Origin of the sequence: Candidatus Cyanaurora vandensis, assembly GCF_013285555.1 — a bacterium.
GTDB lineage: Bacteria > Cyanobacteriota > Cyanobacteriia > Gloeobacterales > Anthocerotibacteraceae > Cyanaurora > Cyanaurora vandensis.
The window spans coordinates 1-18,292 of sequence record NZ_JAAXLT010000111.1 but is presented as its reverse complement, the minus strand read 5'-3'; the positions used below and the strand labels follow the sequence as shown (position 1 = coordinate 18,292).

At 56.3% G+C, this 18,292-nt stretch carries 19 protein-coding genes; 11 read left to right on the top strand and 8 right to left on the bottom strand.

Annotation, left to right across the window (positions count from 1 at the left end):
• Nucleotides 1-103: 103 nt before the first annotated feature.
• A complete protein-coding gene (locus HFM78_RS07920; protein WP_287128892.1) occupies nucleotides 104-1,876 on the bottom strand; it encodes a carbamoyltransferase in 1,773 nt (590 codons plus the stop codon).
• A 112-nt stretch (nucleotides 1,877-1,988) separates the two neighbouring features.
• On the opposite strand from HFM78_RS07920, the gene HFM78_RS07915 reads away from it, so the two are divergent.
• Nucleotides 1,989-2,270 carry a hypothetical protein gene (locus HFM78_RS07915; RefSeq protein WP_287128891.1) on the top strand — a complete coding sequence of 94 codons (282 nt, stop codon included), beginning with the start codon at nucleotides 1,989-1,991 and terminating at the stop codon, nucleotides 2,268-2,270.
• Here the strand turns inward: HFM78_RS07915 and HFM78_RS07910 are convergent.
• Together HFM78_RS07910 and HFM78_RS07905 are read right to left on the bottom strand one after the other, a co-directional pair.
• Nucleotides 2,267-2,572, bottom strand: coding sequence for a DUF1818 family protein (locus HFM78_RS07910; RefSeq protein ID WP_287128890.1), 306 nt, complete (start codon nucleotides 2,570-2,572; stop codon nucleotides 2,267-2,269). The two genes, HFM78_RS07915 and HFM78_RS07910, sit on opposite strands and share 4 nt — an antisense overlap.
• A 135-nt stretch (nucleotides 2,573-2,707) precedes the next feature.
• Nucleotides 2,708-2,974 (bottom strand): hypothetical protein, encoded by a 267-nt coding sequence (locus HFM78_RS07905; RefSeq protein ID WP_287128889.1) that lies wholly within the window; start codon nucleotides 2,972-2,974, stop codon nucleotides 2,708-2,710.
• 89 nt (nucleotides 2,975-3,063) lie between these two features.
• Here HFM78_RS07905 and rseP point away from each other — a divergent pair, with 89 nt between their 5' ends.
• The 6 genes from rseP to HFM78_RS07875 all read left to right on the top strand — a co-directional run bounded on the left by rseP (nucleotide 3,064) and on the right by HFM78_RS07875 (nucleotide 10,133).
• Nucleotides 3,064-4,347 (top strand): RIP metalloprotease RseP, encoded by a 1,284-nt coding sequence (gene rseP / locus HFM78_RS07900; RefSeq protein ID WP_287128888.1) that lies wholly within the window; start codon nucleotides 3,064-3,066, stop codon nucleotides 4,345-4,347.
• Nucleotides 4,348-4,367: 20 nt separating this feature from the next.
• The gene (locus tag HFM78_RS07895) at nucleotides 4,368-4,655 is read left to right on the top strand and encodes a hypothetical protein (protein ID WP_287128887.1); all 288 of its coding nucleotides are present in this window, start codon (nucleotides 4,368-4,370) and stop codon (nucleotides 4,653-4,655) included.
• A gap of 2 nt (nucleotides 4,656-4,657) precedes the next feature.
• Entirely contained in the window at nucleotides 4,658-5,794 is a 1,137-nt protein-coding gene (gene cofH, locus HFM78_RS07890; protein ID WP_287128886.1) for a 7,8-didemethyl-8-hydroxy-5-deazariboflavin synthase subunit CofH, read from the top strand.
• Nucleotides 5,795-5,876: 82 nt separating this feature from the next.
• Nucleotides 5,877-7,262: a hypothetical protein gene (locus tag HFM78_RS07885; RefSeq protein WP_287128885.1), complete on the top strand. Its 1,386-nt coding sequence runs from the start codon at nucleotides 5,877-5,879 to the stop codon at nucleotides 7,260-7,262.
• Between the two features lie 227 nt (nucleotides 7,263-7,489).
• Nucleotides 7,490-8,944, top strand: coding sequence for a glutamate--tRNA ligase (gltX, locus tag HFM78_RS07880; RefSeq protein ID WP_287128884.1), 1,455 nt, complete (start codon nucleotides 7,490-7,492; stop codon nucleotides 8,942-8,944).
• A 22-nt stretch (nucleotides 8,945-8,966) separates the two neighbouring features.
• Nucleotides 8,967-10,133 carry a bifunctional sterol desaturase/short chain dehydrogenase gene (locus HFM78_RS07875; protein ID WP_287128883.1) on the top strand — a complete coding sequence of 389 codons (1,167 nt, stop codon included), beginning with the start codon at nucleotides 8,967-8,969 and terminating at the stop codon, nucleotides 10,131-10,133.
• Nucleotides 10,134-10,934: 801 nt separating this feature from the next.
• Here HFM78_RS07875 and HFM78_RS07870 read toward each other — a convergent pair.
• On the bottom strand, nucleotides 10,935-11,213 hold the full coding sequence (locus tag HFM78_RS07870; protein WP_287128882.1) for a hypothetical protein: 279 nt from the start codon (nucleotides 11,211-11,213) through the stop codon (nucleotides 10,935-10,937).
• An 899-nt stretch (nucleotides 11,214-12,112) separates the two neighbouring features.
• Between HFM78_RS07870 and HFM78_RS07865 the strand changes: the two genes are divergently transcribed.
• Nucleotides 12,113-13,093, top strand: a complete 981-nt coding sequence (locus HFM78_RS07865) for a DMT family transporter (RefSeq protein WP_287128881.1) — start codon at nucleotides 12,113-12,115, stop codon at nucleotides 13,091-13,093.
• Nucleotides 13,094-13,100: 7 nt separating this feature from the next.
• On the opposite strand, the gene nuoK is transcribed toward HFM78_RS07865, so the two are convergent.
• Nucleotides 13,101-13,409 carry an NADH-quinone oxidoreductase subunit NuoK gene (gene nuoK, locus HFM78_RS07860; protein ID WP_396033075.1) on the bottom strand — a complete coding sequence of 103 codons (309 nt, stop codon included), beginning with the start codon at nucleotides 13,407-13,409 and terminating at the stop codon, nucleotides 13,101-13,103.
• A gap of 95 nt (nucleotides 13,410-13,504) precedes the next feature.
• Here nuoK and HFM78_RS07855 point away from each other — a divergent pair, with 95 nt between their 5' ends.
• The 3 genes from HFM78_RS07855 (at nucleotide 13,505) to hemG (ending at nucleotide 16,820) form a co-directional block, all read left to right on the top strand.
• A complete protein-coding gene (locus tag HFM78_RS07855) occupies nucleotides 13,505-14,896 on the top strand; it encodes a VWA domain-containing protein (protein ID WP_287128880.1) in 1,392 nt (463 codons plus the stop codon).
• Between the two features lie 302 nt (nucleotides 14,897-15,198).
• Nucleotides 15,199-15,402: a DUF2811 domain-containing protein gene (locus HFM78_RS07850; protein WP_287128879.1), complete on the top strand. Its 204-nt coding sequence runs from the start codon at nucleotides 15,199-15,201 to the stop codon at nucleotides 15,400-15,402.
• A gap of 65 nt (nucleotides 15,403-15,467) precedes the next feature.
• Nucleotides 15,468-16,820, top strand: a complete 1,353-nt coding sequence (gene hemG / locus HFM78_RS07845; protein ID WP_287128878.1) for a protoporphyrinogen oxidase — start codon at nucleotides 15,468-15,470, stop codon at nucleotides 16,818-16,820.
• Here hemG and rpsG read toward each other — a convergent pair.
• The 3 genes from rpsG to HFM78_RS07830 all read right to left on the bottom strand — a co-directional run.
• Nucleotides 16,817-17,335, bottom strand: coding sequence for a 30S ribosomal protein S7 (rpsG, locus tag HFM78_RS07840; protein WP_287128877.1), 519 nt, complete (start codon nucleotides 17,333-17,335; stop codon nucleotides 16,817-16,819). The genes hemG and rpsG overlap by 4 nt on opposite strands.
• Before the next feature lie 18 nt (nucleotides 17,336-17,353).
• Entirely contained in the window at nucleotides 17,354-17,761 is a 408-nt protein-coding gene (rpsL, locus tag HFM78_RS07835; RefSeq protein ID WP_287128876.1) for a 30S ribosomal protein S12, read from the bottom strand.
• A 158-nt stretch (nucleotides 17,762-17,919) separates the two neighbouring features.
• Nucleotides 17,920-18,292 (bottom strand): hypothetical protein (locus HFM78_RS07830; protein WP_287128875.1); only part of this gene is annotated, 373 nt, incomplete at its 5' end.

Below are 18,292 nucleotides of genomic sequence, written 5' to 3'. Positions count from 1 at the left end.
AGCTGAGGCACAGAATAGCTGGCAGGCCACGGGGCCGCTCGCTCAGCACTCCAGAGGGTCCCCCATTTACCTGTGCCCGTCAGGGTATGGGGCGGAGGGGCTCTTAATTTGCCTTACGGACCAGGAAGTTTCCTAGCACTAGGGTGTCGAGGCCGGAGCGACTGAAGGTACTGAAGGCGTTGGCGGGGGTGGTCACAATCGGTTCGCCGCGTAGGTTGAAGCTGGTATTGAGGACTAGGGGGGTGCCGGTCTCGTTACTGAATTTGGTGATGAGACGGTGGTACCGGGGATTGGACTGGGCGGTGACGGTCTGGAGGCGACCGGAACCGTCCACGTGGGTAATGGCGGGCACTTCAGCGCGTTTCTCTTCCCGCACCGGGCAGACCATCAACATAAACCGGGGCGGGTGCTGCTGGTTAACTGCTGGAAAGACGAAATACTCCTCGGTGCGCTCTGCCAAAACCGAGGGCGCGAAGGGCCGGAAGGGTTCGCGGAACTTGATCTTGACGTTGACAATCTCGCGCATTGCTGGAGAGCGGGGGCTGGCGATAATCGAACGCGCACCCAAGGCCCGGGGTCCCCACTCAAACCGCCCGTTGAACCAACCGATGACTTTATCCTGCGTCAGGTCCCCCGCCACGTGGTCCAGCAACCGTTCCTCATCCTCAAAGTGGGCAAAAGGAATGCGTTCCTGCGTTAAATAAGCATGGATTTCTGACTCGCTGAACTCCTGACCCCAGTAGGCGTGTTCCATCACAAATTGACGCGGCTGGTTTAAGACTGTGTTGTAGACGTAGAGGGCCGCCCCCACCGCCCCGCCACTGTCCCCGGCGGCGGGTTGGATGTAGATATTTTCAAAAGGGGTTTCCTGGAGTAAACGGTAGTTCGCCACGGAGTTGAGGGCGACCCCCCCGGCTAGACAGAGATTTTTGAGACCCGTTTGGGCGTGGAGGGTGCGGGTGAGGTGGAGCAGGATTTCCTCGGTGACTTTTTGGATGCTGCTCGCGATATCGGCGTAGTACTGGCAACGGTCGAGTTCTTGGTCACTGGCGGGCGACTCATTGGCGGGGAGTCCGGTCTGACGGGTGACGAAACGACTCTCCGGCTGACGCGGTTCCCCAAAAAGTTCCACAAACCGCTGCGTGAAACTCCGATTGACACTGTGATGCCAACTGAAATAATCCAGATCCAAGGTGAAGGAGCCATCTGGGGCAAGGTCTACCAGTTTCCAAATCTGGTCTACATACTTGGGCTGACCGTAGGGGGCCATCCCCATTACCTTGTACTCCCCCTCGTTGACCTCAAACCCCAAAAAAGCGGTGAACGCCGAGTACAACAGACCGACGGAATGGGGGAAGTGGACCTCGCCCTTGAGAGCCAAACGGTTGCCGTGGCCCTCCCCCCAGGAACAGGTGGCCCACTCCCCGACGCCATCCACCGTCAGGATCGCCGCATGTTCAAAGGGCGAACACAAAAAAGCCGAGGCCGCATGGGAGAGGTGGTGTTCACTGAATAAAATCTTGGCGGGGTCTAGGTCCAAAATGCTCACGAGCTTGGCCTTGACCCAGAGTTTGTCTTTGATCCAAGTCAACATCGCCTTAGAGAAGACCCCCGCCGCCTTGGGAAAGTTGGCAAGCTGGGTCAACAATAACCGTTCAAATTTAAGGAGCGGTTTCTCATAGAAGACCACATAATCCACATCCCCCAGGCTAATCCCCGCCCGCTGGAGACAAAAAGCCACCGCGAGCCGTGGAAAATCGCTGTCATGCTTACGCCGACTGAAGCGTTCTTCCTCTGCCGCTGCCACTAGTTGACCGTCTACAACTAGAGCCGCCGCCGCATCATGGTAAAAGCAGGAAATTCCTAAAACACGCATGGTTCACTTACCCCGACTGGGGTGGTCTACCCCAGGTATGGTTTAATTCTAAACTCGTTGCTTCAGGACCGGGCTGGGCTAGGATCTGAAGCGCACGGACTTGCAATCTACCATGCTGCGCGACTGGCTGCCCTATTTCTCGGCCCTCGTCCTGGGGTCAATTCTACTCCGTTTACTTTGGGACTTGGTGTGCTGGTTCAGACAGATGAAACAGGTGGTCCAGCGTAACCTTGCCATCCCCTGCCATCGCTGCCGCTACGCCAATCCTGACTTCAACTACCTCAAATGTACGGTTCATCCGGTCACGGCCTTTAGTGAGGCGGCGATTGATTGCGGTGATTTTCGTGACCAAGCCCACACCTCGCCCTACAATCCTAATAAATCTTCCCGTTAACCCTCAGCTAGTTGGGTTAGCACCTCCAGGGCAACGGCTGGGAGCCACTCCCCTTCAAATTCGCGCCCGTAATACAACCGCAACCGCAGCGTGAATTGCTGGGGTTCCCCGCTGAGATTGAGTTCTAGGGTCGGACTCTGGGCTTCGACTTGTAGGGTTTCGCTGTCCATCAGCCAAGTGGGAGCCTCAGCCAGAAGCTTAACTAAGTAGCGGGCTTGGTCTCGCAAGTCCCGCAGTTCTTCTGGGTTCAAGCCCACGCACCAGGATGGACCCCGGACTAAGTTGCCCCGCTGCCACTGCATCAGCCCGGATTCTCCCGGTAAATCTTGAGCAGGGTACTGATGAGGGCCTCGCGCTCAGGGCGGGTGAGTTGGTCCATCAGCCGTTGGTCAGCGAGGTAGGGATTGACGGGCAGTTCTTCGCGACCGGGGTATTCTTCAGCCCGGATCGGGGTCGTTGTAGCCGATGTAATCCGCCACAGTCAGCTTCCAGTCAAACCGGGAATAGGGCGAGCGGTTCTTGAGGAAGTTGTGGTAGGTTACGAGCCTGCGGATGAGGTTTTGGGTGCCATCTTGATTGACTCCGCCCTTGGGAAAGTCGGGGATCTGTTGATAGAGGGCGGCTGTCACCTGGGTCGGTGTGGGTAGGGCTAAGCAGGGAGTAGCCCAGAACCCTAGGATGATCAGGACAATTAACTTCAGCATCGGTTCATTATCTCTGATTTACGCCGTGGTGAGAGACGGCTGTACTTTGGCAGTGAGTAGAATTGAAAGTAGCGCGATTAAGGTAATTCATGGGTTTTTTAGCAGGGATTGGGGTACTGGCTTCGCTCATTATTTTCCACGAACTCGGACATTTCCTCGCTGCGCGTCTGCAAGGCATCTACGCTAACCGTTTCGCGATTGGCTTCGGCCCGGTCCTCCTCAAGTATGACTGGGCGGGGACAGAGTTCTCCCTGCGACTCTTACCCTTGGGCGGATTTGTCGGTTTCCCAGATGAGGACCCCGACAGCACGATCCCCAAGGACGACCCCAACCTGCTCAAAAACCGCCCCATCCTTGACCGCGCCATTGTCATGGCGGCTGGGGTAGTCATGAACCTAATTGTGGCCTACGCCGCCCTACTCGCCTTGGTCCTCATCACGGGAATTGAGGAGCCGGGACCGGGCCTCCAAGTCCCCGGCAAACCCGTCCCTGGTCTGACCACCGCTCTACAAGCCGGGGATGTCCTCCGTCAGGTGAATGGTCAGGACTTGGGTAGCGGTGGCCTAGACCGCCTCCCATCGCTCCTGCAAACCAACCCCGCGACCTTAACTCTTGTCCTAGAGCGCGACGGCAAACGAATTACGCAAGAAGCTACCCCTGAGGACCTGCGCGGGGTCCGCATTCTGGGGTTGGGCGGTGTGGATACGCCGGCGGCTAAGGCGGATATTCAGGCGGGTGATGTGGTCCTCCAAGCGGGCGACCAATCCCTCGGTCTCACCCCCACCGAGAGTGTCGAACGCTTCCGCACGGCGGTCCAGGCCGCTGGTCAACAACCGCTCATCCTGGTGATTCGTCGGGGCACGGAGCGCATCAACAAAACCGTAACCCCTTCCGACAAAGGACAGGTGGGCGTTTCCCTGGCCCCCAACCTTGTTCCCAATGTGGTCCGGCGTCCAGTGGAAGGTGTGGGCGAGTCTCTCGCAGCGGCTAACCAGAAGTTCTTTTTCATCACTGAATCTACATTGTCGGGCTTTGGGCAACTGTTTACGGGCAAGGTCGGCCTAGACCAACTCTCCAGTCCCGTCGGGATTGTCAAGTACACCGCCGATGTCTCCAACGACAACCCCCTCAACCTGTTATCCGTAGCAGCGTTGGTTTCCTTCAGTTTGGCCTTCCTCAACCTGTTGCCGATCCCTGGATTGGACGGTTCGCATCTGGTCTTTTTGGCTCTTGAAGCGATCCGGGGTAAGCCGGTCTCCGAGCAGATCCAGAACCGCGTCCTCCAGACCGGGTTAATATTTTTGATGGGACTCTCGGTCACGCTGATCTTGAAGGATTCCCTGAACTGGATTCTCAAGGGTTCGCCGTTCTAGTTATCCATGGAGTCCTGCTTGTGCATTGGTATATCGTCGGTTTCCTGGTCGCGCTCTCGGTGGTCTTGCTCTTATTGCGCTGGCTCTACCCGCCCGCTTGGTTGGCTTGGTTGCGCTTTATCCAGCCGGTGGGCGAGTTTATGGCGCGGCTCATTCTCCAGGTTTTCTACCTGATTTTCTCGGGTCCCTTTGCCTTGCTGGTGCGTCGCCAACGGCCCTACATCTATAAACGCCAGACCCGCGTGAGTTATTGGGAGGCGACGCGTGCCCAGACCCATACCCTTGAAGAAGTCCAGCAGCAGTTTTGACCATGCAACTCACCCAAGTCCTCCGCCATAGTTTCCAGCCCGAGGGGTTGACCTTGGCGGAGGCATATTTTTTAATGAACCAGAGGGATGCTCAGGCGATTGCTGAAATTCGGGTCGCAGCGGACCAGATGCGTTCTGAGCTTGTCGGTGATACCGTGACCTACGTGGTCAACCGCAACATCAATTTCACCAACATCTGTAACCAGCACTGCTCCTTTTGTGCATTCCGTCGGGATGAAGGGGAGGACGGGGCCTACTGGTTAGACTTTGAGCAAGTCTTAGCTAAGACTCAGGCAGGGATAGCCCTGGGTGCGACGGAAATCTGTATGCAGGGTGGACTCAATCCCGCTGCCAAAATCGGTGGGTCTAGCTTGACTTATTACCTAAAACTTGTGCGGACGATGAAGGACCACTTCCCCCACTTGCATATCCACGCGTTCTCGCCTCAGGAAGTAGATTTCGTCGCCACGGAGGACGGGATTAGTCTGGAACAAGTACTAGAGGAACTCCAAGCCGCCGGGGTTGGTTCCCTGCCGGGGACTGCCGCTGAAGTTCTCTACGAGCCGGTGCGCCGCCGTCTTTGTCCAGAGAAATTAGATACCCAGGGTTGGGTCAACGTGGTTCAAACCGCGCACCGAATGGGCTTACCCACGACCAGCACGCTCTTGTCGGGCCATATCGAGAACTTAGCGCAACGGGTAATTCACTTGGGAATCCTCAAAGCTATTCAGCAGAGTGCTTGGGCCGCTGGGGTAACGGGCTTCACGGAGTTTATCTTGCTCCCCTACGTTGGTGAACAAGCCCCCCCGAGCCTCAGACACCGGGTCGGGCGCGACCAGCCCGTCCTGGCTGATGCTCTGTTAACTATGGCGGTAGCGCGGTTATTCCTGGGGCGGTGGGTGGTCAATCACCAACCCAGTTGGGTCAAGCTCACTCTAGCGGGTGCCCGTGAAGCCTTGGACTGGGGCTGCAATGACCTCGGCGGGACACTAATGGAAGAACATATCACCAGCATGGCGGGAGCTCAAGGCGGAACTTGCCTGGACGTCCAGGACCTCATGCAAGCGATTATCCAGGCCGGACGCACCCCTCAGCAACGGACTACCCTCTATCAATCCGTGGCCCTTACGATTAGTTGAATATTTATTTGCGTTGAGCCGTTAGTTTCTTTTGTACGGAAACACACATAATGAACTATCTCGGTAGCAAGGTACAAAGTCCGTGAAACAGTTGAATCCAGTTATCTTGTCCCTGCTGTTGTACAGTCTGAGTCCCGCGCTCCTGCTCCCCCCGGTCCAAGCCCAGTCACTGTTACAGGACCGCAATAGTTTTTTACAAACCTATACCTTTGATGCCCGCTACTACCTCGATACTTACCCCGACCTCCGCCAGTCCCTCAATAACAACGAGCAGCGGGCCCGTGCCCATTGGTTGAGTAAGGGCATCCAAGAAGGGCGGCGCGGTTCACGGGTCTTCGACGTGCGCTACTACCTGAAATACAACGCTGACCTGCGCCAAACCTATGGTCAAAATTACGAAGCCGCCATGGGTCACTGGCTGAGCAACGGTCTAGCGGAGGGACGGCGCGGTTCGGCCGATTTTTGGCCCTCTTGGTATCTGCAAAACAACCGGGACGTTGCTCAGCGCGTCGGTCGTAACAATTACGCTGGAGCGATCACCCATTGGCTAAACACGGGTCTGCGTGAGGGCCGTGACGGTGCGCCGGGGTCTGGCGGCGCGGGTGGTGTAAATAACAATCCTTTGGCGAGTGACCTGATTTTCGATGCCCGCTACTACCTAGAGGTCAATGACGACCTGCGGCGGAGTATGGGCAACAACTACCCCAAAGCCCGCACCCATTGGCTCAACACTGGATTGAAAGAAGGACGGCGCGGCTCACGAGTCTTCAATGTCAAATATTATCTCGCCACCAATGCCGATCTCCGCCGCAGTAGCGGGCGTGATTACGAACGGGCGGCTCGTCACTGGCTTAAGGACGGCATCCGCGAGGGGCGGCGGGGTTCGGCGGAGTTCTGGCCTGCTTGGTACCTGGAGACCAATCTAGATGTGGCAAACAACGTCGGAGCCAACAACTACGCCGGGGCGATTGAGCATTGGGTCAACGACGGGTTTCAAGAGGGACGTAAAGGGGCACCGAGCGCGGGCGGCGGCAATAGTGGGGGGAATAGCGGCGGTCCCGTTAACCCAGGCAATCCCCGGGCCAGTAACCTAGCCTTCGATGCGCGTTACTACCTGGACACCAACTATGATTTACGCCAAAACCTGGGTAACAGTCCTCAAGAAGCCCTTAAGCATTGGCTGACCGCCGGTATCCGTGAGGGACGGCGCGGCTCCTTGGTGTTCGATATTCGCTATTACGTCGCCAATAATCCGGACTTGGCCCGTTACACCAACGAGCAAGCCCTAGACCACTGGCTCCAGGCTGGGGTCAATGAAGGACGGCGCGGTTCAGCGGACTTCTGGTCTTCCTGGTACTTGCAAAACAACCGGGATGTTGCCGCGAGTGTAGGCCGCAGCAACTACGCCGGGGCAGTCAACCATTTCTTGACCCAGGGCCGTAACGAGGGCCGACAGGGGGCACCATGACCTACGCCTGAGCAATGGTTGAGCGATAGGAAAAGCCACCGACACGGTAGTGGGTGGCTGCCATCGCCTTTTTGCATTTTGGGGAGCGGTGCAGGCTTTAGGCAAAGGCCAGGTTGAACCCCCGCGCAAAACCCTCACCGCAAACCGGCCCTAAACTCAACCCACAAACTAGGGGAGTAAGTTTTACCAAAAGGATAAGATCCTACCATTACCATCAGGTCTGGGTCATGAGTGTACGGGTACGCATCGCGCCGAGTCCCACGGGGAACTTGCACATCGGGACGGCTCGCACCGCCCTTTTCAACTATTTATTCGCCCGTAGTCAGGGGGGGAAGTTTATTCTCCGCATTGAGGACACGGACCAGGAACGTTCGCGCCCAGAGTACACCCGCAACATCATCCAGGGCTTGACTTGGCTGGGTCTGGATTTCGATGAAGGTCCCTACTACCAGACCCAACGCCTAGACCGTTACCAAACCGTGATTCAGCAACTACTTGCGGCTGGTCAAGCCTACTACTGCTTCTGTACGGCGGAAGAACTCGACGATCTCCGCACCCGCCAAAAAGCCCTCGGACAGGCGAACCGCTACGACAACCGCCATCGGGACCTGACTGTGGCCCAACAACAGGCGTTTCGGGACCAGGGGCGTGAACCCGTAGTCCGCTTCAAAATTGAGGAACCACGCACGGTGCGTTGGTCGGACTTGGTGCAGGACGAAGTGGTCTGGCAGACCCAGGATCTCGGCGGGGATATGGTCATTGCCCGCGCTGATGGGGGACCGCTCTACAATTTCGCCGTGGTTGTGGATGACTGGGATATGCAGATTAGCCATGTCATTCGCGGGGATGACCATGTGGGTAATACGCCTAAACAAATCCTCCTCTATGAAGCCCTCGCAGCTCCCCTACCGCAGTTTGCCCACCTGCCGCTCATCCACAACCCCGAGGGGAAGAAGCTCTCGAAGCGTGACGGGGCGACATCGCTGGCGGATTTCCAAAATTTGGGCTTTATACCCGAGGGGCTGATTAATTACTTGGCGATGTTGAGTTGGTCGCCGCCGTCGGACCACGAGATTTTTTCTCTGGCAGAAGCCTACGCAATGTTCGGGTTTGAACGAGTCAGTAAGTCCCCGGCCCGCTTTGACTGGGATAAACTTACTTGGCTCAATGGTCAACATCTGCGTTTGCTCAAGCCTGAAGACCTGACCCAGCGGCTCGTCCAGACTTGGACCCAAGTGGGCTACGACTTACCGAAACAACCCGAGGACGCGGCTTGGTTGACCCGTTGCGCCCAGTTGGTCGGTGAGGGGCTAAACCGGATGGATGAAGCCGCACGGGTTGCCCGTCCTCTCTTTGAACCCGTGGCCTTCACGAATGAAGGCTTGCAAGTTCTCCTCAAACCCGAAGCCCCCAAGATTCTCCTTGCCCTCCTGACGTTATTTCAAGACCCGCCCCAAGTCGAGGAACTCAAGGCCCAACTCCAGACCCTCGCCAAGACCCTCGGCCTCAAAAATGGCCCGGTGATGCAGACCCTCAGGATTGCTCTGACCGGGACGCCCCGGGGTCTAGAACTTGCACCTCTGGCCCTCCTGTTGCACCAACGCCAAGCCGTAATCCCACGCTTGCAGGTAGCCCTCGATTTGGTGCAACAATTCCAGAAAGGCACAGGCGGAGTAAAGTAAACAGGTGTGAAGCGGCTGGCCCATGACCTTTTGGTTGAGTTTTGTCCTCTGGGGGTTGTTCGCGCTCCTCCTCGCTGAAGTGGTGCGCGACGGCTATCACGTCCTCTGCCACCGGGTCCCGGGGCTGACCAAGTTACACAACTGGCACCACTTAGCCTACCGCCGGGACCTCTCCTTAGTGTCGGTAGAACTCTACCAAAAAGCGCAACTCTACCACGACATTCTGGAGTCTGCACTACTGGTAGTCGTCTTGACCGTGGTGGCGGTGGTGAGTGGGGTACCGGGGCTATGGTTGGGAGTAGTTTATGCCCTGGGTTTTTTGCTAGGAGGAGCGCGGCTGTACCTTTTTAAAACTGTAGAGACGGATTTCAACCACCTGCCGGGACCACTCACGGCTCCGCCCGCGCCCTGGTGGGTGAACCGGGCCTATCATTGGCGGCATCATTTCGATAACCCCAACGCCTACTACAGCGGGGTCTTCACGCTGGTGGACCGGGTGCTGGGGACGGCCCTCTCCCTCAAGGGTAAAACCGTGGCGATTACCGGCGCCTCCGGTGCCCTGGGTCAAGCTTTGATTACCGAACTCCTAGCGCGACGGGCACGGGTGGTGGCTTTTACTACCTCAGATAACCTCGAACTCCCTGGGGTCAAGGTCATTCCCTGGCGGTTGGGCGAAGAGGAAAGCCTACGGGCACATCTCGCCCCGTGTGATATCCTAATCACCAACCACGGGGTCAATGTCCACAGTGACCGGACTCCCGCAGCGATTCACCGCTCCTATGAAGTCAACACCTTCTCCACCCTGCGCCTGATTGACCTATTTCTCAGCACTATCGAAGGACCCATGGCCCCCGCCACCAAAGAAATCTGGGTCAATACCTCCGAAGCTGAAGTCTCCCCGGCTCTCAGCCCCTTGTACGAACTAAGTAAACGCAGCTTGGGCGAACTCATCACCCTCAAACGCTTGGCTAGTCGCTGCACCCTCCGCAAACTCATCCTCGGCCCCTTCAAAAGTGCCCTCAATCCCCAAGGCGTCATGTCCGCCGCCCAAGTCGCTCGTGGCTTCCTCTTTTGGGCTGAGCGCGACTGTCGGGATATTGTTGTTACCATCAATCCTCTGACCTACTTCCTGTTCCCGCTCAAGGAGTTGAGTACAGGTCTATACTATCGGTTGTTCACACGGGCGTAATTGGGGAATGAGTTTGATATGTGGTGAAAAGTTACGTGCTAATCAGCCCGTAAAGTCTAGAGTTCGGCAATAACCAAAACCGTACAATACCCTCCTGGAAGGGTTCCATTTTTGGTCGAAACTGACCAATAAACGGTGGCAGTAACCGAACTTTCATGAAAAACCACTTCCTTAAGTTCCATCGCAATAGGTACAAATGATGGACCAGTTGGACCCTTACCACCATTAGCTCCCGAATTTGCAATCTCGAAACTCTTGATAGCTGCAAGTCAAGTAATTTTGCTTCTTTGCAAAACCGCCTAGCACCAGCTTTGTTCACACATCCTGGCGGGTAGAGCTAAGTTTTAACCCTATTCACACGGTTACCGGATCCTACCGCAACAATCCCTATTGGTGCATAACGAATGAAATCAACGGTGTTAAAGGTGAGAATATGCGTTACCTCGTAAACAATCATCGCAGCAACAAGGCGAGCATCCTGTACCTGGACTCCTGAAACCCTGAAGGAAACTACGAGCCGTCGCCACTCTAGGTAGATAGCAGGTGAATCTGGGAGCAAGGGAAAAATTTGCTCTACACGGCGTAAGAGTCGCTCAATATCCGTTAGACCTAGCCCGAACCCGTTCTTTATAGTTGGTCGTGTTGCAACATTCCAAAATTCAATAAAGTTTTATGGTGTGGCTTGTAAGCTATGTCCGTCGGTGCGGAGTTGACGAACAGCGTTGCGAACGATTGGGTACAGCGGTTGGGTACGGTCTACGAACCGCAATAGCACGTTGGTGTCTATAAGATACACCATCGCTAAGGATGATCCTCGTAAATCCCGGCACGACTGACCGCGTAATCTGAAAGCGGCGAGACGTTTAGCCCAAAACTTACAAATAGTTCGTCAGCAAGTTGGTCCGCCATCGTTTCGAAGGTGTCGTCCGAGAAGCTAGAGGGTGCTTCCCGTAATAGAGCTAGTACGGTCGGGGTGAGAGCTTCTACCAATAGAGCGCGGACAGCCTCAGCATCGCCACGAGCGATGCGCCCACGCAACTGTGCTTCGGTATCAAGGGATAGGTCAACAGTGATCTTCATGGCTGAACCTCTCTTATCTAGTTGTACTGCACTGATCCTCAGCAGGTATCCATTGACCTACTGCGGGTCTCGATTAACCTTGGAGAAGGTCTTAATTGCCCCTCAGCAGGTGTCGCTTGACCTTAATTCAGCTCAACTTTCATCCTAAGAAGGTATCTATCGACGCTTAAAAGCTCATTATTGACCTTATTGAAGCTCGTTGTTTACTCCCGGCAGGGCAAAGTTGACTTCGGAACGTCTCGGTTGATCCCAGCTCAGCTCAGCTCAGTGTTCGCCCGCCGGGGGTGACTGTTGACCTAATGAAGGTGCTTACGATCCCCACGGGCTAACCTAGAACTATGCAACCCCTGCTCTATATTGTCCCTACCCCCATCGGCAACCTAGAGGACCTGCCCTTTGTCCTCAGAGGCCTCCAGACCGTAGACCGGATTATGGCTGAGGATACCCACCCTCAAATTGTTGCAGCACTACGCCGTTCACAAGCCCTTCAGTCACCACGAACAAAGCCCCCAATGGTTAACCGAACTCCTGGACTTCCTCGCCGCCGGGACGCAGTTAGCGTTGGTGTCGGTTAGCTTATGACCGGCATTAGTCTTTTTAGGCTGTTGATGTTGATTGAGTAAGGGGCGAGACCAGGAAATCAGCGCGTCAAGCTGGGTTAGAAAGCATTTTTGCGCAGCTCATCGCTGCTGTCGTTGTTGCCAGTCTCAGAATCCTTGCTGTTCCATAGTTAACTCGCCTCGCCTCTCTTATTTTCTCATTGACAGGGACACTAGGCAATTACTCATGGTGTCTTAAAGTTCCTTGCTATTAAACTTATTAATGAGGACAAAAACTAGCGGACCTACTACTTAAAATCCATCCAGTAGCCCCTGCCATCCCGTAAAAGAATTATGGATATGCCGAACAGACAGCGTTTACCCGGACAAGCCTACCTGTGGCTAGCCGTCATCCTTTTTGGGAGTGCCAGCCCGGTCGTGCGGAAAATCGTCGAACTCGGTGCCCAATTCCCTGAACGCAACGCCGTCTCTCTCTGTAACGTGCTATTTGTGGGGAACATCTGTGCCCTGCCCGTCTTCTTGCTCATCTACCGTAAACAGTGGACGCTGAACACCCTCCAACAGCTACCCCGCCGCGCTTGGGGTGTACTACTAGTCGTCGCCATTCTCGGGGGTGCGCTCGCACACTCGTTGCTCTTTCAAGCCTTGAGCCTAGCGCAGGTAAGTAGCGTCCTCTTTGTCAGCCGGATCGAGACCCCGATCCTCTTGGCCCTCTCAGTGTGGTTGCTGGGGGAGCGGCTTAACGCTCGGCAATTGCTGGGAGGGCTGGTTTGCTCCGTGGGGGCACTGATCCCCCTCTTGTTACCCGGTGGCAATACCCAGTCTTTTAGGATGGCGGACCTGATTCAAGTGGGGACGGGCGAGGCTCTAGCGGTCCTAGCAGCGGTCACAGTGGCGGTGGCAACTATCCTCAGTAAAAGATTTTTGACGGCGGTACCCGCTGGCGTTTACTTAGTCCTGCGGACTGGGGTAGGAGCAGGTGTATTTTTCAGTGCCGCGCTCTGGCTCTATGGGCCGCCCCATTTTGCCGATGTCCTCTCGCCGTTGTTGTGGCAGTGGATGTTGGCTTACGGAAGTCTCTTTGTTGCTCTGGCTCAACTGTGTTGGTTTACGGGTTTGCGGCGAGCGACTGTTTTGGATGCGGCCTTGGCGGGTTCTTTTGTGCCTGCCGTGGGTGCGGTCGGAGCTTACTTCCTGTTAGGAGAGATGCCCACAGGGTTACAGCTTGTGAGTGGGGGGCTGGTGCTGGTAGGACTTCTGTTATGTCAAGGTCTTAACAAATTGCCCTGGCCTCGTTTCGGGCCGGGAGTCAACCTGTAGTCTCGGCCTACCAACGGAGCAAATTAAAGTTTTCCATGTCAATCGTGTTGCGGTTGCGGTAAATCGCCAACACAATCGCGAGTCCAATCGCTGCCTCCGCCGCCGCCACCGCGATAATGAAAATCGTAAATAGCTGTCCCCGTATATTAACCGGGTCCACATAGCTGGAGAAAGCAAGGAAATTTAAGTTGACGGCGTTGAGCAGGAGTTCAATGGACATCAAAACTCGCACCGCATTACGGCTGGTCACCAACCCGTAGATGCCAATACAAAAAAGCGCGGCCCCCACAGCTAAAAAGAAATTCACCGTCAACATGATGTGTCCCAGCTTTCCTTGCCATCCTATCAGCCCGCTCCCTGGGGGTAAAGCCAAGTGCGAGGGCAACTTAAGCAGTAATCCAGGACCACCCGATGCTCGACCTCCGCATTACACCCCACCGCCCCTACCTCCAGGCTCAGTGCCCCGTCCCCCAGAAGCTGTTTCTGTTAGTCCAAGTCCAGGCCCAAGCCCAAATCCGCACTTGCCGTCCCCCCGTCGCCCTAGTTTTCGTAGTGGATACCAGTGGTTCGATGCGTGAACTCGTCACTCTGCCCGACCAGACCACCGGACGGATGGTCGAGGTGGATGGGCGACTGTACGAAGAAGCCATCGGCGGTAAAACCAAACAGGACCTCCTCCTCGCCGCGCTCCATGGGGTCGCGGACCTCACGGACTTGACCCCCAAGGACCAGTTCGCGCTGGTCCGTTTTGACGATAAGGCGAGCGTCGTCGCGCCTCTGGGCATCGCCACTGCCCGTGACCGCTTCCACCAACAGGTCGAGGCCCTCAAACATTTCTCCGGGGGCACCATGATGGGCCAGGGCCTGCGCTTGGCCCTCCAGGAACTCAACCGCGTCACCACCCCCACTAACCGCCGGGTCGTCCTCCTCACCGATGGTCAGACCCAGGATGAAGCCCACTGCCGCGAGTTAGTCCGCCAGTTCACCTACCAAAATATCGCTATCACCACCGTGGGCGTGGGGAGTGAATACAACGAGGACTTACTCGCTGATCTCGCGGCCCAGACCCAGGGCCAACCCGTCCATGTCGTTCTCGGAGCCGCCCAACCCCCCAGCATATCGGTCAGTCAACTACCCCAGTGGTTCGCTCAGCAGTGGCAGGCGATGAGCCAAGAGGTAATCACCGGGCTCACTCTCCAAGTCCGCACCGTGCGCGATGTCACGCTGGACCGGATCACTAGGGTCTACCCCTTTCAAGCCGAAGTAGACCCCGCGCTGAGCCCCGTACCCCTGGGTAATCTGGATGCCCACGAACCCAGCCTGTTCGTCCTGGAATTTTCCCTGCCCACCCGCTCCGTGATGCGAGTGCGGCTGGCCCAACTCAGTTTTAGCTATACCGTCCCCGGCCTTGACCAAACAGGCACAACGGAGGTTCAGGACGTGGTGGTGGAGTTCAGCGACGACCCGGCTGTGACCGGACAGATAGACACCGAGGTAATGGGCTATGTCCAACAGCGCAATCTGGACGCCCTAGTCCAACAGGCCACCCAACAGGCTCGCCACAACCCCCAGCAGGCCGCCCACACCCTGACCCTAGCCCGTCAGATGACCCAACGTCTCGGCAATACCACCCTCACCCTGGCCCTCGACCGGGCGGCTCTTGAACTCAAGCAGACCGGGACCCTCTCCCCAGATACGACGAAGACCGTTCGTATTGGCGTGAAGACCCAAACCCTGAAGCTGGGCAGTTCCGGGGCTAATCTCCCTGCCGAAGCCGAGATCCGCCGCTTAACTGGAGCCTAAGTTGTTACAAATTTTAACAATAGGGGCTGGTTGGGGAGAAACCCCCGACTTATCCCCAGGTTTTCCACAGGTTTTCCACAGATAAAGTACGTTGAGCGTTCTTTTTGCGGAAATAAAAGGGGCAACTCTTGCGAGTTTTCTCAACAAGTAATCATGGCGAAATATTACGAAAATAGCCTCAAAGATACGGACAGACCGTAAAACTTTCAGTGTCTTAGGTGAAGCCCAGGTTAAGAAGACCGATTGACAGGCCCCGTTCCAGACCGCTATCAATAATAGGCACGTAGCGTTCGAGACCAGTTATGCAAAGCTCCATGGTCAGTGTCCTGGCTGAAATCCCTGAGGAACTCCACGACACTCTCCAGCACTACCTTGAAAATCACGCTGACTGGGACCAGAACCGGGTCTTCACAGCGGCTGTCTCACTCTTTTTACTGCAAAATAGCGGCGGCGACCGCCGCGCCGCCCGGACTTATCTCCACGCTCTTTTCCAGAAGACCTCATAGTGGTGGGGTCTCAGTTGATCCCTGAGGACAGGTGCTAGGATCAGGAAGCTATTTGGACACCCCTGGTGAGCGAGCTTTCTGCCGATGTTGTGATAATCGGTTCGGGCTTATCCGGTCTGGTCCTGGGGTATCGTCTACAGCGGTTGGGTCTACGGGTCTGTGTCCTGGAGCCCAGTCCCCAGGGTCCGATTTTTTCAGTTAATCAAGGAGGGTTCCTCGTTGAGCGGGGACTCGGCGATCTACTCGCTACCCCCCAAGTCATGAACCTACTGACCGAATTGGGATTAGCCGACCAACTTGTATCGGCTACAGTCAAGCCCGTGCGCTATCTCTGGCGTCAAAATCGGCTCCAGCCTGTCCCGGACCAAATATCCGCCCTCCTGACTACGCCTTTGTTAACTCCCTTAGCAAAACTACGCTGTCTGAGCGAAGTATTTGTCAAACCGGGCCAGACCGAGGAGACTGTCACTGAGTTTGTCACCCGTCGTTTTGGCGAAGAGGTAGCCCAAATTATCTGTGCGCCGATTATCCAGGCCGTCTACGGCGGGGACCCCGGTCAACTCAGTGCTGAAGCCATCCTCAAAACCTGTGTCGCCCAGGAGCGGAAACACAGCAGTGTCCTGCGTGCTTGGCTGGTGGGAACGAAGACCGTCTTTACGCCCACTGTCTCGCTCAGCCAAGGGCTCCAACAACTGATTACGACCCTCATCCTGCAACTCAAACAGAGCTTTACGCCCAACCAAACCGTCCTGCGTCTACAAAAGCTGGACCGAGGCTATGAATTGCTCACCACCACGGGCGAATCCCTCCGTACTGAGGTCTTGGTCCTCGCCACCCCCGCCTATAGCAGCGGCAACCTCCTTAAACCGCTCCATGCTGCCCTTGCCCGCAAACTTTTGAGCATCTATTATCCGCCCCTCGTGACCGTGGCCTTGGGCTATCCCCAGGCCACGTTAAATCATCCCTTAGAAGGTTGGGGCCATCTCATTCCCAAGGGTCAAGGACTCAACACTCTAGGGGGAATCTGGTCCTCCAGCTTATTTCCAGGCCGCGCCCCGGCGGGTTGGCACTTGATTACCTGTCTTTTAGGCGGAGCTGCGGACCCCCAAGCCCAAGAGCTAGAAGAAGAGGATTTGGTCCGCGCCGCCCACTGTGATCTACAAAAAATATTTAAGATGCGCCAAGAACCCCGCCTGATTGACTGCCACCGCCGCCCAGCCAGTCTGCCCCAATACTGTCTAGGCCACCCGCAAAAGGTAGCCCAGATTGAAAGTGGACTCCAGCAAATGCCGGGGCTCTTTTTGTGTGGCAATTACTTAGCGGGAATTTCCCCGAGTGAGGTCATTGCTCAAGCCACTGGCGTGGCTCCCCGCATCCATCAGTACTGGCTGAGCCAGCAGCGCGTACCGGCGTTTTAGTACCGATAGTGAGCAAAGGCTTTGTTAGCCTCTGCCATCCGGTGGGTCTCTTCCCGTTTACGGATGGCGTTACCAGCCTCGTTGGAAGCGTCCAGGATCTCGTTGGAGAGCTTGTCAATCATGGACTTACCGGGCCGTTTGCGGGCTGCATCCACCAACCAGCGCAGGGCCATGGAGGTGCCCCGCTCGGAGCGCACTTCCACCGGGACCTGATAGGTCGCCCCACCGACCCGACGAGCTTTGACTTCTACTAGAGGCGTGGCGTTACGAATGGCGTTGTTGAAGACTTCGATTGGCGGTTTACCCGTCTTCTCTTGAATCTTCTGGAACGCACCATACAGGAGTCGCTCGGCGGTCGCTTTTTTGCCACTCACCATGAGTTTGTTGAGCATCATGGTCGCCAGCCGTGAATTGTAGGCCGGGTCGGGTAACAGGGGGCGTTTGAATTTGGCAATAACCCGGTCGCGGTCTTGACCCACCGCCCGTTGAATTGCCCTTGCGCGTAGTCTAGACATCCCAAATTCCTCGATTACTTAACGTTTTTTACCGGCAGCCGCAGCGGGTTGACCGGGTTTAGGGCGTTTGGTGCCGTACTTGGAACGACTATTCTTGCGGTCCTTAACGCCAGCCGCGTCGAGGGTGCCCCGGATGATGTGATAACGCACGCCCGGCAGGTCCTTGACCCGACCGCCCCTGAGCATGACGACGGAGTGTTCCTGGAGGTTATGGCTAATCCCTGGAATATAGGCCGTCACCTCAAACCCGGAGGTCAAGCGGACCCTGGCTACCTTGCGGAGAGCGGAGTTGGGCTTCTTGGGGGTGGTGGTATAAACACGAGTACATACCCCACGCCGCGCCGGACAGGCTTTGAGAGCGGGAGACTTCGTTTTGGTACGGAGCTTAGAACGCTCCTGACGCACGAGTTGTGCGATGGTTGGCATGAATTTTGCTTGGGCGACAGTCCCCTAGTATATTAACTACTCCAGACCGGGGTCAAGCTAATCCCCAAATCAAAAAATAAAACAAGTCCCCTAGACTTAACTATCTAGGGGACTTGAGACCAGCAGTCCTGACCGTCGGCAGGATCTAGTTAGGGGAATCAGACCTTGAGTTCGAGCTTTTTCTTAGCTTCGAGGAGGACGGCCCAACGCGGGTCAATCGCCCCGGCTTCCTCAAGATCACGGTAGCTGGCACCGCCGCCACTATTACCCACGGCGTTCCCCTGACGACGGGATTCAGTCCGGGTATTGCTGGTGCTGGTGCTGGTGCGCCGACCACGGGTATTTTCCGTGGCAGCAGCTGTGCGCGGGACCCGCGCCGCTGGGGTCTGGATGCTCCGGCGGACTGGAGGCTGGGGACGCAGGGCGGGGTCGGTGTTAGTTTCTTCGTCGGTCTCAGTAGGAGCGGTTTCCTCATGAGCAAGGGTGGCTTGCACCAAGGCCGGAGCCGGGGTGGTTTTTTCGGTACGGGGG